20 protein-coding genes are annotated in these 16,486 nt (G+C 44.8%); 16 read left to right on the forward strand and 4 right to left on the reverse strand.

The features are described 5' to 3' along the window. Nucleotides 1–68: 68 nt before the first annotated feature. A complete protein-coding gene (locus B2W60_RS09950; RefSeq protein WP_014705602.1) occupies nucleotides 69–242 on the forward strand; it encodes a YqaE/Pmp3 family membrane protein in 174 nt (57 codons plus the stop codon). A gap of 65 nt (nucleotides 243–307) precedes the next feature. Here the strand turns inward: B2W60_RS09950 and B2W60_RS09955 are convergent, their stop codons facing one another. Then, nucleotides 308–448 (reverse strand): entericidin A/B family lipoprotein, encoded by a 141-nt coding sequence (locus tag B2W60_RS09955; protein WP_292360989.1) that lies wholly within the window; start codon nucleotides 446–448, stop codon nucleotides 308–310. Between the two features lie 426 nt (nucleotides 449–874). On the opposite strand from B2W60_RS09955, the gene B2W60_RS09960 reads away from it, so the two are divergent. From B2W60_RS09960 to B2W60_RS09970, 3 genes are read left to right on the forward strand one after another with little or no spacing between them, the layout of a single operon-like run. Next, nucleotides 875–1,339, forward strand: a complete 465-nt coding sequence (locus tag B2W60_RS09960) for an iron dicitrate transport regulator FecR (RefSeq protein WP_292360987.1) — start codon at nucleotides 875–877, stop codon at nucleotides 1,337–1,339. Beyond that, entirely contained in the window at nucleotides 1,336–1,902 is a 567-nt protein-coding gene (locus tag B2W60_RS09965; RefSeq protein WP_292360986.1) for an OmpA family protein, read from the forward strand. The genes B2W60_RS09960 and B2W60_RS09965 overlap by 4 nt, the downstream gene beginning before the upstream one ends. Nucleotides 1,903–1,917: 15 nt before the next feature. Further along, a complete protein-coding gene (locus tag B2W60_RS09970; protein ID WP_292360984.1) occupies nucleotides 1,918–3,264 on the forward strand; it encodes a TolC family outer membrane protein in 1,347 nt (448 codons plus the stop codon). 51 nt (nucleotides 3,265–3,315) lie between these two features. On the opposite strand, the gene B2W60_RS09975 is transcribed toward B2W60_RS09970, so the two are convergent. Further along, nucleotides 3,316–5,439, reverse strand: a complete 2,124-nt coding sequence (locus B2W60_RS09975; protein WP_292360982.1) for a molybdopterin-containing oxidoreductase family protein — start codon at nucleotides 5,437–5,439, stop codon at nucleotides 3,316–3,318. A gap of 577 nt (nucleotides 5,440–6,016) precedes the next feature. Between B2W60_RS09975 and tpx the strand changes: the two genes are divergently transcribed. The 6 genes from tpx to B2W60_RS10005 all read left to right on the forward strand — a co-directional run bounded on the left by tpx (nucleotide 6,017) and on the right by B2W60_RS10005 (nucleotide 11,835). Then, nucleotides 6,017–6,511 carry a thiol peroxidase gene (tpx, locus tag B2W60_RS09980; protein ID WP_292360980.1) on the forward strand — a complete coding sequence of 165 codons (495 nt, stop codon included), beginning with the start codon at nucleotides 6,017–6,019 and terminating at the stop codon, nucleotides 6,509–6,511. A gap of 132 nt (nucleotides 6,512–6,643) precedes the next feature. Then, nucleotides 6,644–7,291 (forward strand): hypothetical protein, encoded by a 648-nt coding sequence (locus B2W60_RS09985; RefSeq protein ID WP_292360978.1) that lies wholly within the window; start codon nucleotides 6,644–6,646, stop codon nucleotides 7,289–7,291. 140 nt (nucleotides 7,292–7,431) lie between these two features. Further along, complete coding sequence (locus B2W60_RS09990; protein WP_292360976.1) at nucleotides 7,432–7,896, forward strand: (2Fe-2S)-binding protein; 465 nt, start codon at nucleotides 7,432–7,434, stop codon at nucleotides 7,894–7,896. After that, nucleotides 7,893–10,211: a xanthine dehydrogenase family protein molybdopterin-binding subunit gene (locus tag B2W60_RS09995; RefSeq protein WP_292360974.1), complete on the forward strand. Its 2,319-nt coding sequence runs from the start codon at nucleotides 7,893–7,895 to the stop codon at nucleotides 10,209–10,211. Before B2W60_RS09990 ends, B2W60_RS09995 begins: the two co-directional genes overlap by 4 nt. A 2-nt stretch (nucleotides 10,212–10,213) precedes the next feature. Beyond that, the gene (locus B2W60_RS10000) at nucleotides 10,214–11,206 is read left to right on the forward strand and encodes an XdhC family protein (protein ID WP_292360973.1); all 993 of its coding nucleotides are present in this window, start codon (nucleotides 10,214–10,216) and stop codon (nucleotides 11,204–11,206) included. A gap of 11 nt (nucleotides 11,207–11,217) precedes the next feature. After that, the gene (locus B2W60_RS10005) at nucleotides 11,218–11,835 is read left to right on the forward strand and encodes a nucleotidyltransferase family protein (protein ID WP_292360971.1); all 618 of its coding nucleotides are present in this window, start codon (nucleotides 11,218–11,220) and stop codon (nucleotides 11,833–11,835) included. On the opposite strand, the gene B2W60_RS10010 is transcribed toward B2W60_RS10005, so the two are convergent. Both B2W60_RS10010 and B2W60_RS10015 read right to left on the reverse strand, forming a co-directional pair. Continuing rightward, complete coding sequence (locus tag B2W60_RS10010; protein ID WP_292360969.1) at nucleotides 11,832–12,563, reverse strand: Crp/Fnr family transcriptional regulator; 732 nt, start codon at nucleotides 12,561–12,563, stop codon at nucleotides 11,832–11,834. The two genes, B2W60_RS10005 and B2W60_RS10010, sit on opposite strands and share 4 nt — an antisense overlap. Before the next feature lie 300 nt (nucleotides 12,564–12,863). After that, a complete protein-coding gene (locus B2W60_RS10015) occupies nucleotides 12,864–13,028 on the reverse strand; it encodes a DUF1328 domain-containing protein (protein WP_292360967.1) in 165 nt (54 codons plus the stop codon). A gap of 215 nt (nucleotides 13,029–13,243) precedes the next feature. On the opposite strand from B2W60_RS10015, the gene B2W60_RS10020 reads away from it, so the two are divergent. From B2W60_RS10020 to B2W60_RS10045, 6 genes are all read left to right on the forward strand, one after another. Next, nucleotides 13,244–13,429: a hypothetical protein gene (locus tag B2W60_RS10020; protein ID WP_292360965.1), complete on the forward strand. Its 186-nt coding sequence runs from the start codon at nucleotides 13,244–13,246 to the stop codon at nucleotides 13,427–13,429. A gap of 88 nt (nucleotides 13,430–13,517) precedes the next feature. Then, nucleotides 13,518–13,790 carry a DUF883 family protein gene (locus B2W60_RS10025; protein ID WP_292360963.1) on the forward strand — a complete coding sequence of 91 codons (273 nt, stop codon included), beginning with the start codon at nucleotides 13,518–13,520 and terminating at the stop codon, nucleotides 13,788–13,790. A gap of 43 nt (nucleotides 13,791–13,833) precedes the next feature. Then, nucleotides 13,834–14,268, forward strand: a complete 435-nt coding sequence (locus B2W60_RS10030; protein ID WP_292360961.1) for a phage holin family protein — start codon at nucleotides 13,834–13,836, stop codon at nucleotides 14,266–14,268. Between the two features lie 78 nt (nucleotides 14,269–14,346). Further along, entirely contained in the window at nucleotides 14,347–14,703 is a 357-nt protein-coding gene (locus B2W60_RS10035) for a hypothetical protein (RefSeq protein ID WP_292360959.1), read from the forward strand. 38 nt (nucleotides 14,704–14,741) lie between these two features. Continuing rightward, nucleotides 14,742–14,933, forward strand: a complete 192-nt coding sequence (locus B2W60_RS10040) for a hypothetical protein (protein ID WP_292360957.1) — start codon at nucleotides 14,742–14,744, stop codon at nucleotides 14,931–14,933. Nucleotides 14,934–15,061: 128 nt separating this feature from the next. Beyond that, nucleotides 15,062–16,447 (forward strand): sodium:solute symporter family protein, encoded by a 1,386-nt coding sequence (locus B2W60_RS10045; protein ID WP_292360955.1) that lies wholly within the window; start codon nucleotides 15,062–15,064, stop codon nucleotides 16,445–16,447. Nucleotides 16,448–16,486: the final 39 nt, after the last annotated feature.

A 16,486-nucleotide genomic window follows, 5' to 3' on the forward strand; every position in this document is an offset into this window, starting at 1 on the left:
GGATTACTGAAGTGTGTCTATAATTAAACCCAATGGAGTAATCAACAAAGCAAATCAAAGGAAACACAATGGCTTTTACCGCGACCGATCCAATCAAAATTCTGTTTGCTATTTTACTTCCGCCTTTAGGGGTATTTCTGGAAGTTGGCTTTAAAGGGCATTTCTGGTTAAGTATCTTGCTCACACTGCTGGGGTTCATTCCAGGCATTATTCACGCCCTGTACGTTATTCTGAAGCATTAATCAGCAATCATAAAAAAAGCCCGGCTAACTTTAAGTGTCAGCCGGGCTTTATCATTATACAAAACCTAGTAGTTTTTATTTTCTCTTGCTGATTCTTCTACTGCACTGCCTGCTGCCTCTACATCTTTACCTGCACCTTCGATGGTGTTGCAGGCCGATAAGCCGAAGATAAAAAATAACGATAAAAATGCTGCTGTAATTTTCATACATATTTCCTTAATTCAATTGAAATGGAGTTGAAAAAAGACTGAAGCAAAGTTCAATCTTTAATGTATAGATCGAGCGGTGGGACATCGCTTTCAGTCATTCCCAACGTTATAGCTACATTTGTTTATTGTATTTTCTTCACCCTGCGTCTATTAATGCCGATCAATTTGGTTGCAGTCAAATCAAAAGAGTTATTTTTTGCTAGATAAGAAGATGCCGCAAAATTAACAAGTAAATCCAAAGCTAATTTTTGTTGTTAGAATGTGTTCAAATCTTAAAAAATGTGACAGAGTTCACATAGTGTTGGCGATAGCCTTTCGAGCCATAGGCCTCATACAAGGCTGAGCAATAAAATTAATGGGATTTGTTTCGCCATAAGCTTTAGCTGAAAACTCAAACTGGTTTGACCAATGGATGGTTAAAGAATGATGTTGTCAAAAAAAATAGCGTTAACTCTATTATCATGCTCACTGCTATTTTCGTCGGCATTGCACGCGCAAAGTGTAGGAGTCGTAAAGACATTAGTGGGAAACGTACAACTGATCCGAGCGGGTGAACCGGTTAAGGTTGTTTTGGGCGATGAAATCCACATTGCTGACAAACTGCAAACGGACAGCGATAGTAGTGTGGGGATTTTGTTTAGCGACGATACCCGCCTGGGTGCAGGTCCAAATACCCTGTTCTCAATTGATGTTTATCAGTTTGATAACGTCACCCAAAGGGGACTGGCAGATTTATCTGTAGAAAATGGAACACTCGCATTAGTGGGAGGGAAATTAACGGCAAAAAACCTTGATGCCATTAAAGTGCATACTCCAACCACGATGCTGGCGGCTTCATGTTCAACATTATCCGTAAAAGTTAATCAACTCATTAAAGAAGCGCCATGATGCTGACAAATATATTTCGAACCTTATGTTTACTGTTCATTTACGCAATGATTTCAGGGTGTAGCGTATACAGTAGTGCGGTCAATACATTTGGGCCTGAAACGCCCACCTCTGAAATTCGACAGCAGATTGAAGCGCCACTGGAGCTGGCAGAGGGAGAATCACCTTTCTGCGCCAAACCGGTTGAACCAGATCCTGTTATGGCGCCAGCGATGGCGGCCTTACCCGCAGAACCATATCGAGCTCGTTTATATTTTATTTTTGATACGAGCACGTTTACCCCGGAATCAGAAAGAGCTGCTCAAAAAGTGTTTGATGAAATAAAATCCCGCCAAATTGCTGAGGCGATTGTAATCGGACATACTGATACTATGGGCGCTGAAAAATACAATATAGGTTTGTCAGAACGTCGCGCGCAACGAGTTCAGCAAGAGCTTATCCGTCGGGGTATACCCGAAAATATTATTACCACTAAAGGCATGGGCGAATCAGAGTTGTTCATTGAAACAGCCGATGAAGTTGCTGAGGCAAGGAATCGACGTGTTGAAATCGACGTTCGCTGATGGAGTGTTGGATAAATGAACAAAAACTTTAAATTACTGGCGCTTTGTACTTCCTTCTTTACCGGCTTGACGGTATTTCACGCGCCACTTATGGCACAGACTTTGGTTCAGGCAGTTGAGCAGACGATACAGAGTAATCCGGAAATTCTGGCCGAAGCCAATCGACGACTGAGTGTTGATAAAACGATTGATCAAGCCCGTGCCGGTTACGCTCCGCAAGTTGACCTGAATTTGGGGTATGGGCGTGAATATACCAAAAATCCTGCTACACGCCCGGGAAGCGAAACACTGACTCGTGGTGAGGCTGGCATTACAGCTAAGCAAATGTTGTACGATGGGTTTTATACCAAAAGCGAAGTTGACCGTACTACCGCTTCTGCTGATTCAGCGGGTTTTGCGGTAACCGATATTTCCGAACGAACCAGTTTGCAGGCGATTGGGGCCTATCTGGATGTATTGCGTCGGCAGGATCTATTGGAACTGACGCAAACCAATCTGCAATCACATGAAACGATTTTTTCACAAATTCAACAGCGTTCCGAGAGTGGTGTAGGCCGTCGGGCAGATGTTGATCAGGCTCAGGCACGATTGGCTCTGTCAAAGTCCAATCTCGAATCACAGCTTGGTAATATCGAAGATGCCAGAACCAACTTTCAGCGAGTTGTTGGCGTGATGCCCGAAAATATTACCAATCCGGGTGATGACTGCTGTGACAAAGCACCAGCCACTTTGGATGATGCGGTTAATATTGCTTTTAACCAACATCCTACCTTGCGGACGGCGCTGGCGAATCATGAGGCTTCTCTGGCACAGGAAAACGCTGCAAAGTCGGCGTTTCATCCGCGAATAGATCTGGACTTGGGTGCTTCTGCAGACAATAATCTTGATGGCGTATCTGGCCAGGATAAAGGCCTCTATGCGATGTTCCGGCTGCAATATAATTTGCTGAATGGTGGTGCGGACAAGGCTCGGGTTGAGCAAATTGAACATTTAAGTGAACAGCAGAAAGAACTGATTAACCGGGCAAAACGGGAAATTGAACTGGATGTTCGTCTTGCATGGAATGCACTTGAAAACGCGGAACGCCGGTTACCCGGATTAGAACAGCGTGTTGAAGCTGCAGAAAAAACCCGTGAGGCTTATGCGCTTCAATTTCGCGTAGGACAACGAACCTTACTGGATTTATTGGATAGTGAGAATGAATTGCTTAGCGCCGGAATTGACTATACCGAAGTCTATTATGACCGGATTTATGCCTGTTACTGGCTGATGCAATCAATGGGAAAACTGCTGGAAACAATGGCTATCGAACAACGTGAAGAAGCGATTACAGTAGCCAATCAGGATGCTGATACAGAATAAATAAAAGCGGATATCCTAATCAGGACATCCGCTGAACTTCTAGGGTGAGGTTTATCTAATTGCCTCTACCTGCACTAGGTTATCGGTAAAGGTGGGTGCATGCCCCATATCAACAAACTCAGCTGAGCTGACGCAGTTTACCGTACCGTTATTTCGTTGCCGCCAGTACCCAAGGGTTGCTACAACAATTCCCGGGCCGACATCTTCAGTGATTTGTGCCTTGGCATCAAAACCACCCCGGTCGTTAAATACCCGAACAGTATCTCCCTGCTGGATCTGCCGCAGATCGGCATCTACAGCACTTATCATCACAAACTGATCGCCTTGTGCTTTGAGTTTATTATCCATATTGGCGTAACAGGAATTCAAGAAGCCATGACTCTTCGGAGAAATGATATTCAGCGGGAAACGTTTAGCCAGTTCAGGATTAGACTGAGGCGTTTCTCTTGAAGCCACGTAGTCAGGTAGGCTATCCAGCGGTTCACCAGGTTGAAAGCCGTCATACATCTGTCTGAACGGGCCGGCAACAAAGTTGGTGGCATCATCAATACGGAAATGACATTTGCCGGAAGCTGTTGGAAAATTTCCGACCTTATGTGGTGCCCGATTGTCTCTGGTACCCACATTAAGTCGTGCAAAACCATGTTCACGCAGATAGGCTAAATCAATGCCTTCACAGGCTGGAGAGTCCCAGTCCACATAGTTTTCCAGACATTCACTATCGTTCCATTTGAAATTTTCTTCTTCATAGCCCATTTTGGCAGCAAGGCGGCGGAAGATTTCATTGTTCGGAATGGCTTCACCGGGCGAATCAACACATTTTTCATTGTAGGTGAGATAGAGATGACCCCATGACAACACCATATCTTCCATTTCAGCACCCATTGATGCAGGCAAAACGATATCGGCAAATGAAGCGGTGTCAGATAGAAAATGTTCCGCCGATACCAGAAATAAATCTTCCCGCATGAGTCCCGCCACGATTTTGTCTGTTTCAGCCGCCTGAGTAACAGGATTGGCATTCCAGCACATCATCGATTTGATCGGAATATCAAGATTCATTTCATTGGTTAAGGCCCGGCCAATCTGAATCGCATTAATCACCCGAGTGCCTTCCGGAATTAAATCGGGACGACAGATAACATCAAATTTATAGGGGTGTTCCCATACCGGGAATTGTAAAGCGCCACCCCCAACATGTCGCCATGCGCCGACTAATGCCGGTAAGGAGCTGATAGCCCGAATGGCCTGACCTCCACCATAATTACGTTCCAAGGCAACCCCCAGACGAATGGCTGCAGGTTGAGTGGTGGCAAATTCGCGAGCAAGCTGTCGAATATCGTGAGCGCTTACTCCGGTAATATCTTCAGCCCATTCTGGTGTTCGTTGTTTAGCGCGTTCAGCCAGTTCGGCATATCCAACAGTATAGTTATCTACATAATCCTGATCGACTAATCCTTCCTCAATGATGGTGTGCATCATTGCCATAGCAAGCGCACCATCAGTGCCCGGTTTGGGGGCAATATGCCAATCGGCTTCTTTGGCTGTTTTGGATTTGTAAGGATCAATAACAATGACTTTGGCACCGCGTTTCTGAGCATCTTTAACGATATGCCAGTGATGCAGATTAGTGCTGACGGAATTGCAGCCCCAGATAATGATGTATTTAGAATGAATAAAGCTTTCCGGATCCACGCCAGCAGTTGGACCAACGGTTAACAGCCAGGCGGTACACGAGCCTTCACCACAAAAGGTACGTTCACAAACGGTCGCGCCCATTTTATTAAAGAAAGCATCGCCGCCATTCAGGCCATGAACCAGTCCCTGATTACCAAGATAACTATAAGGAATGATGGCCTGAGGCCCATATTCATCAATAATCGCTTTCCAGCGATCGGTGATTTCGGTGAGTGCTTCATCCCAGCTGATTTGTTCAAACTGGCCACTGCCCTTGGGGCCGGTTCGACGCATGGGATGTAAAACACGTTCGGGATGGTAATGACGTTTTTCGTAGTCTTTGAGTTTGACGCACAAGCCGCCACGGGTCATTGGATGGTCAGCATTACCCCGGACAGAGATTAACTGACCATTTTCAACTTCATAGACCATCGAACAGGTATCAGGGCAATCATGTGGACAACCGCCGTGATGAGTGGTTTTCAATACACTGGCCATAACAATTTGCCTCCCGAAATCATCTGCAACAAGTTTTATGACTATACATCAGTCTGGAACGGGAATTTTGCCCGCTATTTAGCCAAAATATAAAAATATATAACATTGTTTATACTCGGTTTTTTGGTCTTTATCCTGTATTAATCAATCATTCATAGGAATATGTTAGCTTCACCCGAAGGCTTGTTGATCTTTCATAGCCGCCTCTGTTGTGGCTGAAAATGCAACACTTATGTCCACGGATGGACTGTATGCCGGCGCGCCAGGGAGGCGCGCGCCGGCCTGTGTTGCTCGTCGTTTATTTAGAACGACTACAAAACCGCCGGGACAAGCAATGTTCCAGACATTGCTTTTGCATACACTCCATCCATGGAGATAAACGTTTTTGAGCGTCAGCCCCGAAGGGGTGAGATACACGGATGTATCTCACAAACTACACTCCTTGCGCCTTGATTGGTGCATTTTCAGTCACAACAGAGGCGGCTATGAAAGATCAACAAGCCCTGGTTAATTTGACTTCTCTCGGCTTGGGTGTAGGCTCGCCGATCTGTTTGATAACAAAAAAAGGAGAAACAACATGGCAACCGTAACTTTGAAAGGCAATCCGTTTGAAACCGTTGGAAATCTGCCAAAAGTGGGTGACAAGGCTCCCGGCTTTTCAGTGGTAAAAGATGACCTGTCGGATTTGAATTTATCCGATCTGAATGGTCGAATTGTGCTGAATATTTTTCCATCGATAGACACAGACACTTGTGCGATGTCAGTGCGTCAATTTAATCAAAAAGCCACAGCGCTTGATAACACCAAAGTTGTTTGTATTTCGAAAGATTTGCCTTTTGCTCTTGCCCGTTTTTGTGGTGCTGAAGGTCTTAATAATGTGGAGGTTGGCTCAGCATTTCGTTCCAGCTTTGGGGAAGACTATGGTGTGACAGCCAAAACTGGTCCGCTGAAAGGTTTGTTATCCCGTGCTGTTGTTGTTATCGATGAAAACGGAAAAGTCATCTATACCGAACAGGTTGCAGAAACCGCGGATGAGCCCGATTATGAAGCCGCCTTAAGTGCTTTAAACTAAAAAAAACTGCTTGAAAGCTCCTTAAATCCCGGTGGTTTCCATCGGGATTTTTTATATGTAATCTGAACATTGTTTGCCATGATTAGTCTCAAAGGATAATGATGACATTAACTCTGACGATGATTGGGTGATATGGACAAGTTAGATCAACTTTTTGCATCCGTGGCGGTTATTGCTGAATTTCATCCGAAGCTCAAGGCTATTCGTTTTTGGCAGGATGGCATAACCCAGCAATATCACTCAGCAGTTATCTTCTATGAAAGAACATTAGAACCACGCGAAGAGCTTGAGGCTGATATTGCCAATATTGCTACTCAGTTAGCTTCCGCGGCTTTACCTGACTATCACGCATTTTGCGTCGATCTGGATCATTTGTTTAATGGTGCCCAGCCATCAGGGCCAATAGCGCATCTGACGGAAGTGGATTGGCGAACCTTTCGTAAGATCGCATCCTATGCACAATACTGGAAACAGCGAAACCCTCGAGAAGTGAATAAACTGATTACTTTTGTTATGGCGGTTCCCGTTTTCAGTCGCCTGGCTGGCCAGTTAATTGTACAAAGTCACAATGCCACAGAAAGCCAGATTTTCGATCAGATTGCTCAGCAGCAGGGTTCTTTTATTATGGGCGGAAAACGTTTTCGTGAATTGTTCCGGCAGGAAATTGATACTGCCTATAATGAAGCCAAACTTCTGGTTTCAACGTTCCGTGGAACCAAGACAGATGAAGCGGCCCGGATTGTGAATGGGATGGTTGAGTCGATGGTAAACAAATCTTAACGATTAAAATCAGGTGTTTGTTGTCTTTTTTCAGACAGGAAAAAGTCCTTAATCAAACGATAATCTTTAGCTGATAGCGTTGTCAGTTATAAATGGTCTGCGAAGGACCTCCAGTTTCAGATCACAACAGGAAATTCACCATGAAATTATCGATCAATGGCGCAAGTCATGAAGTCAATTTGCCTGAAGAAATGCCGATTCTTTGGACTTTACGAGATGTGCTGGGCATGACAGGTACTAAATTCGGTTGCGGCAAAGCATTATGCGGTGCCTGTACAGTAATGCTGGATGGCCAGCCCATCCGTTCTTGCTCTACACCGATCAGTGCTGCACAAGACAAACAGATCGTTACCATTGAAGCGGTAAGTGAAGATAAAATCGGCCGGGCCATTCAACAGGCCTGGGTTGAGCTTGGGGTACCGCAATGTGGTTACTGTCAGTCGGGTCAAGTGGTCTCCGCAACAGCATTACTACAGAACAATTCCAACCCCAGTGATGACGATATTGATAATGCGATGAGTGGCAACATCTGTCGTTGTGGCACCTATAACCGAATACGTGATGCCATTAAATTAGCCGCCACAAAAAGCGGAGGTGCACAATGAACAAGCCACTTAAAAACGAAAGTCTGCAAACTGAAATCACCAATATCAGTCGTCGCAATCTGTTAAAAGGATTTGCCCTGACAGGCTTTGTGCTGGCTGTCGGTATGCCTTTTTCCGGTTTTGCAGAAGATGAAGAAACGCCCAAATATGGTCGTGATGCGATGCCAAATGGCTGGGTGGATAATCCCTTGGTATTTGTGGCAATTGCGGAGGACGGTACGGTCACGATCGTCTGTCATCGTGCAGAAATGGGGCAGGGCGTGCGGACCAGCTTACCGATGGTGGTGGCTGATGAACTGGAAGCCGACTGGGATCGGGTAAAGGTCATCCAGGCGCCCGGTGATGAGGAACGCTATGGTAATCAGGATACGGATGGCTCCCGCAGCGTCAGACACTTCTTTATGCCGATGCGAAATGTCGGAGCCGCCGCCAGAATGATGCTGGAAGCTGCCGCCGCCGCACATTGGGGGGTTGGGGTAGATGAAGTATTTGCTGAAAATCATCAGATCAAACATCAATCCTCTGGCAAAACTATCGGTTACGGTGAACTTGCCAAAGCGGCAGCGGCGTTGGATGTGCCTGAACGTGAAAAACTGCAGTTAAAACCAGCGGATAAGTTTCGCTATATCGGTAAGCAATCCACCAAGTTGATTGACGGTGAAGATATTGTTACTGGCAAGGCTATATACGGTATTGATGTTCAGGTTGACGGTATGGTGCATGCGGTGATTGCCCGCCCTCCCGTCTATGGTGGCAAGGTAAAGTCATTTGATGACTCTGAGACGATGAAAGTCCCGGGCGTTATTAAGGTAGTGACACTGGAAGGCAGTCCACCGCCAGCAGTTTTTAATCCTCTTGGTGGCATTGCCGTCATTGCTGCAAATACTTGGGCAGCCATGCAGGGCCGTGAAAAACTGAAAATCGAGTGGGAACATGGCGAAAATGCCAGCTATAACACTGATGAATACCGTCAGCAGATGCTTAAATCCGCTTCATCTTCCGGCGGCAAAGTGTTGCGCAGCAGTGGTGATGTGAGCAAAGCATTAGAAACCGCTGATAAAACCTTCAAGGCAGATTATTACATCCCGCATTTATCGCAGGCACCGATGGAGCCACCGGTTGCCACTGCAAGAATTCAGAATGGAAAATGTGAAGTCTGGGCCCCGACTCAGGCGCCCCAAGCCAGTAAAGACACAGTCGCTAAATGGCTGGATATATCTTCTGATGATGTCACCGTTCATGTCACATTGCTGGGTGGTGGTTTTGGCCGTAAATCCAAGCCCGATTATCTGGTCGAAGCGGCCTTGCTTTCCAAAGCAATGGATGGGCGTGCTGTACAGGTCACCTGGAGTCGCGAAGACGATTTACATAATGGCTACCTGCACACGGTTTCGATTGAACATCTTGAAGCGGCAGTAAATGCTGATGGTAAAACCACAGGTTGGTTACATCGCACTGTGGCGCCGTCAATTTCTTCGACTTTTGATGCGTCTTCCGTGCATCAGATGCCCATTGAGCTGGGCATGGGGGTGATGAATATTCCCTTTGCCATTGATAATATTCAACTGGAAAATCCTGCCGCTAAAGCGCATACCCGTATTGGCTGGTTCCGATCGGTGGCCAATATTCCGCGCGCCTTTGCTATCCAATCGTTTATTGCGGAAATGGCTGATGAATTAGGACAAGACCATAAAGCCTTTTTATTGGATCTGATTGGCCCTGCTCGAAAAATTGATCCGGTTGAATTAAAAGATGAGTGGAACTACGGCGAATCACCAGAGGAGTATCCGCTGGATACGGGAAGATTACGCCGTGTTGTGGAGGCGGTTTGTGAAAAGGCCAACTGGGGACGTGATTTACCTGCAGGCAGAGGCCTTGGACTGGCGACCCATTACAGTTTTGTCACCTATACTGCGGCAATTGTTGAAGTAGAAGTCTCTGAGGATGGCGACTTAACCATTCCACGAATCGATATTGCTGTAGATTGTGGGCCACAAGTAAATCCGGAGCGAATACGTTCACAAATGGAAGGTGCCTGCATCATGGGTATCAGCCTGGCGATGGTAGGTGAAATCAGTTTTAAAGATGGTGCGGTTCAGCAAGATAATTTTGATAGTTATCAAGTCTCCAGAATGAATGAGTCGCCTCGCGAAGTTCATGTGCATTTGTTACCGGCCGAAGATTTCAATACGCCGCTAGGCGGGGTTGGAGAGCCGGGACTGCCGCCAATTGCACCTGCTTTATGTAATGCCATTTTTGCTGCCACCGGTAAGCGCATCCGCGATTTACCGATCCGTTATCAATTGGAAAGCTGAGCATGGACAGTGTTGATTTATCGGTTTTTAAAGCAATGCAGAAATGGCTGGAAGCCGATTTAACTCTATGGCTGGTGACCGTTGTGAAAACCTTCGGTTCCAGTCCACGTCAACCTGGAGCGATGCTGGTTTTACGCGAAGACGGCGTGTTAGTTGGTTCGGTATCAGGCGGTTGTATTGAAGATGATCTGGTTAGCAAGGCTCAGTCTGGCGAATTACCTCGCAATCAAGCCGAATTAATGGTCTATGGTGTGACCCGGGAAGAGGCACAGCGATTTAATTTACCCTGTGGCGGTACACTGGAACTGGTTGTTGAACCGGTTACCGACACCCTCTGGGTCGATCAAGTACGCCATGCGATAAACAGTCATCGTTTGATTAAACGTGATTTACAGCTTTCTACATTGGTGAGTCATTGTACTGATGCCAATGCGACGGATGTGGTTGTACAAATAAACGAAAAGCAACTTTCGGTTGTGTATGGACCAAGGTGGCGGCTGTTGATTATTGGTGCCGGACAGACTTCGGCTTACCTGGCCAATATGGCACAGGCGCTGGATTATCAGGTCTCCGTTTGTGAGCCGAGAGAAGCCATGTGTGAAAGTTGGGATACTGATGATGTAGTGCTGCTTAATATGATGCCCGATGATGCCGTTTTGGCAATGCAACCTGATGCGCATACTGCCATTGTGGCGTTAACCCACGATCCGAAGCTTGATGATATGGCCTTACTCGAAGCCCTCAAATCAGCTGCTTTTTATGTTGGAGCGCTGGGTAGCAAAAAAAATAATGCCAACCGCCGTAAACGCCTGGCGATGTTTGATTTATCAGCAACAGAAATTGAACGTTTACATGGACCGGTGGGTTTGCCGATTGGCAGTCGTACACCACCGGAAATTGCCATTGCCATTTTGGCCGAGCTAATAGCGTTGCGACGGAATCATCCTGCTAAGTCCACAGAGCTTTTGCCGAAAACACAATCAGTTTGCAGTTAACCGAGCCTTAGATGTCGAAAATCTCAGGAATCCTGTTAGCCGCCGGAAAGTCATCCCGTTTTGGCCCAGACAAACTGTTATATGAGTTAACCATTGCCGGTATACGACAGCCTTTAATTCAGCACACTTTGTCAGCCTGGATTTCAGCGTTAGATACATTATCAGTTGTTATCAGAACGGATACACCGTTATTGAGACAAACTATTCAGAACGTTGCTGAATTTCATAATACTGAAATTAACGTGATTGAATGCCAAACCGCGACGTTGGGCATGGGGCATAGCCTGAGCGCCGCAATTGCAGCTAATGTAAATGCTGATGGCTGGGTGATTGGTCTGGCAGATATGCCATTAATCCCGAGATCGGTATTAACGCAGGTTCATCAGAATTTAATATTGGGTGCCGATATTACAGCACCTTATTTTGAGCATAGGCGAGGCCATCCTGTTGGCTTTAAAGCTTGTTATAAGGATGAGTTGTTGGCACTGAAGGGAGATTCCGGTGCCAAAAAACTGCTAGAAAGGGATATTGAAAAGATTCACAAAATCAAAACGGATTATCAGGGTGTGTTAGCTGATATTGATTATGTGAATGATGTGAGTATGATTGAGCGCTTCAGTAAATCTTAATCCTGTCTGGCCCAGTTAGAGTGGCTGTCCAGGTAATTTCGGTCAAAACCGGATATTTCAATGAGGCCTTCCAGATCCAGGATTTGAATATTGCCATTATGGGATTCGAGTAAACCTTCATCCCGTAATACTTTAAATGTGCGGCTGACATGTACTGATGAAAGACTTAACGTGTCACCGATAACCGTTTGGTTCATTGGCAGTTCAAACTGGTCGGTATCGACATTCAGCCTGACTTTCATTTCCACAATAAAATGCGCCAGTCTCTCAACTGCACTGCGACGACCAATATTGATTACCCGTTCAATCAGCATGGATTGTTCACGGGCAAGAATCAGGAAAAACAGATCGGTTAAACGAGGCGCCTGATCAAAAATTTCGGTTAAACGCTGGCGAGGAAACGGGCAGGCTTTTACTTCGGTTAATGTCCGAAACTCGGAAAGATTGCGATCAAAACTGATTTCACGCAGGCCAAGGATCTGTCCTGGCAGAAAAATATCCAGAACCTGTCGCTGACCATCTGCAAGTGTTCGTGTCGCACAGGCCCAGCCTGACTGAAGGGTAAAAAAACGTTCTGCTTTGCCTCCTTCAATTGCCATGGGCTGATCAGCGGTGAACTCCCGAGGATCTTTTTCCAATGCCATTAATAAGCTGATTTCGTGTTCATTAAGATCTGCAAACTTTTGAAACTGATGAACAATACAACTGCCAGGCAAAGATGAACTCATAAGCGTCCCTTATATCCACTAAGAATTTATGATGGAAGTGAAATATACCCCTGAACCAGCTTAAGTCAATCTATATAGGTTTAAGCATGATTCAAAAAAAAGACACCACCCATTAAACGGGCAGTGTCAAAGGAAATCATTTAAATTAATTTGAACGGGACCCGTTTCAAAATAATATTAAATGATTGGGGTGACAGTTATTTCATTTCAATCTGGTAACAATATACGTGTTAAATTTATAAACAGACCCGAAAAAGTTATTTATGGGTTAGTATTTTTATTTATTCAGATTGAATTATTTTAGAGAGGAGGTCGGCGTCCAGTTATAAAAAATATCAGTGCAAGGACTAACCCAACAACAAATAAAATCCAGGCAATGCTACTTGCTGTACCGGCAACACCCGATAGTCCTAAAGCACCTGCAATGATTGCAACAATTAGAAATGTTAACGCCCAACTAATCATGGTATGTCCTTGTTTAATGTTGAATGGATTTACACGATAGGACGATTATAAAAAAAGCTCCTTAACACAGGTTAAAGCAAAATTTAACTTAAAAAGTTAGCTTGGGAGTACACTAGTCAAAGTGACAAAATATACATTTTTCAAACGCTGATTAATATTTAACAGCGTTTCCGTAAAATAACATCCATAAACGCTATTAAATGAGGAACATAATTATGTTAAACAATACGGATTCTAATTCTTTTCGGATTTTAGCTAAAATTTTACTGATGACTTTTGCTCTCTCAAGTGTTGGTTTTATTACGGCTTGTGATAACCAGGGCCCTGCGGAAGAAGCGGGTGAAGCGATAGATGAGAGTGTTGAAGAAGCAGGTGATGCTATTGAGGATGCAACAGATTAATCGATTGAAGTAATCAGCTTAACTAAGCTGTCAGATTTGTAACTGCCTTCTTTTGTGGCAGATAACTTTATTACAAGGAGATAGTTCAATGGCAACAACTCAAGCTACTAATCAGGAACTTCAGGAACAACTGGATACATTGCGTAAAGATTTTGCAGAAGTGACAAAAACATTACGAGAAATGACGACGGCTTACGCCAAGGAAAGTCAGGATCGTGTCAAAGTCGCTGCAGGACAGGCGCAGGATCAAGTAAAAGAGTCTTTTACCAAAGTTCAAGGTGAAGTTGAAAGCCATCCATATAGCAGCATGGCTGTTGCTTTTGGTATTGGTTTGGTTCTTGGAAAAATTCTGGATCGTTAAGCTGGCTTAAAATATATGTGGAAATGAGTAGCAGGAGATAAGCATGAGCTGGCGTTCTAGAGTACAAATTAATACCGTGGCATTATCATTGGCAACGCTGTTAGGCATATTTGCGCTCGGGTTCGCAGGCTTTGCAGTTTATCTGGCATTGTTGGTTCACTACCCTCCCAATATCGCTGCAGTTATCACAGCAGGAGGATATGCCTTGGCAGCTATTTTGGTGATATTAATAGCGAAATTTGCTGTTTATCGAACCAAAATAGCTTCGCCAGCCATACCCAAAGATAAAACACCGAATGTGGATGATATTGAAAATATTCTGCAAGCCGTAATAACCCCAGCGGTAAGTAAGATGATTCATCAACATCCAGGAAAATCCGTTATGGCTACTTTACTTGCCGGGCTGTTTGTCGGTTACAATGAAGAGACGCGTAATGCTGCAAAGAACGTTTTTAAACGTTTTTTTGACGAAAAATAAAGCTTTTTGATATCCAGCATAATAGTTTGTCGTGAATTAACATTCGCTTTCAGTTCGTTGATATCAGGTAGGTGTGCTGTGGGGAAAAAACTGAACCGTACCGCAGGTAAAATGCGGATAGAAACCTTACAAAATCAACGTAAGGAACGGCTCACAAAAGCAGGGCTATTGCTTGAAAGATGGGGGCAGCAGGAAAGAGTGCCAGCGCCGTTTGAATTGGAAATAAGCGAAGTTGATCCTGAGTTTATTGAAGATAAAATGACAGCCGAAGTCCTCAGTTCATTAACGATAGATCAAATGCGTATCGCGCGACAGCATTGGTCTGAAGGCCATTCTGCTGCTGAAATTGCTGAATTTGAAGAGCAACCGAGAAACGAAATACGGCAGACATTGGGATTTGTTATTGAACAAGTTGCCGATAAAGTTTTGAAGTAAGCTGCCGATAACAGTTTTAGTTCACAAGGGAGTCGATTATGGAAACAACGAACGTTGCTGCAATGGCAACCCAGTTGTCCGTACAGCAATCTGCCCAGCAACAAATGGTCGCAACGCTTAAATTAAGCAATGATCAGATTGAAGCTCAGGGTCAGGCAGTATTAAAGCTACTCGATGCTGTTCCGATGCCACAGGGCAACTTGGGTAACATCGTTAATGTAAAAGTTTAATGGCTTAATTAACGCTTTTACGGAAGAATCATTCAAACCACCCCAGTCCAATGTGCTCGGGTGGTTTTTTAATGCCTGAAAACCACGTAAGCTTCATTCCAGACCTCACTCAATGGAACAAACTGAATATGGAAACTTTGGTTGTAATTGTCTACCTGTTTTTTGTTTTGCTTATTGGTTTATGGGCGGGACGTGGCATAAAAAACATGCGTGATTATGCTCTGGCTGGTAAATCCTTCGGCACACTGGTGATTTTTGCCACGTTATCAGCCTCATTTATCGGCGGTGGATTTTCAATGGGTAATGCCGAAAAAGTATTTCTGGTCGGTATCAGTAATATTGTGGCCTTATGGGGTTTCAGCGTAAAAGAAATATTGGTTGCAAAATATATTGCGCCACAAATGATGCGTTATCCCAATGCCATTTCGGTCGGTGACATTATGGATGAGCATTATGGCAAGGGAGCACGTCTGTTCAGTGGCGTATTTTCTCTGGCCTTATGCGCAGGTATTCTCGGCGCACAAATCGGTGCGATGGGCTATGTGTTTAATCTGTTTCTCGATGTAGATCGTGTCTGGGGAGTGTTGATTGGCTGCGGTATTGTTATTGCGTATGCAACAGTCGGCGGTATGCGCTCGGTGGTCTGGACCGATATTATTCAGTTTATTGTGCTTGCCGTCGGCATTCCGATGACACTGTATTTTGGTTTGCAGCATGTCGGTGGCTGGCAGGCCATGCAAACTAATTTACCCGAAGCGCATCTGACGCTGCCGACGGAGCCATTAGCGATTATCGCGTTATTATCATTATTTATGACGTTTATGCTGGGTGAAACATTAGTGCCGCCTTACCTGCAGCGTTTATTAATTGGCAAAAGCAGTAAAAATGTTATCCGTGGTTCTTTATTGAGCGGCTTGTTTTCAATTCCATTTTTTGCTGTTACCGGTTTAATCGGTCTGGTGGCATTAGCCATGCAGCCGACCTTAGATGCTAATTTAGCGATGCCTTATGTCATTCAGCAGGCCGTTCCGCCCATTATGCAGGGTATTGTGGCCGCTGCGATTGTCTCGATTATCATGTCTTCTGCAGATTCATTTTTAAACTCAGCTTCGATTGCTTTCAGTAACGATATTGTCACGCCTTTGCGTAAAATCCCATTAACAGCCAAAGCAGAATTAATGCTCGCTCGTGTGGTCACATTGCTGGTGGGTATTGCGTCGATGGTTTTTGCCCTGTCGATTGATAGCGTGATTGATATTTTGATATACGCCTATAACTTCTGGGCTCCGACGGTTTTGGTACCTCTGATGATGGCGATTCTTGGCTGTTATGTGAGTCGTAAACGGTTTATTGCCGGTGTAGTAGCAGGTATCGGTTCAGCCATAATCTGGAATGTCATGTTGCAGCAACCGTGGCAAATTGATGCATTAGTGATTGGTTTTTTTGCTAATCTGATTGCCTTTACCAGTGTTGATAAAGCTGCTGCAAATAGCGCCAAGATCGCTCATAATTAATGGGTGTTTGATTATCTCTCGATAATCAATATGTGAGGA

Origin of the sequence: Methylophaga sp. UBA2496, assembly GCF_002341635.1 — a bacterium.
Classification (GTDB): Bacteria; Pseudomonadota; Gammaproteobacteria; order Nitrosococcales; family Methylophagaceae; genus Methylophaga.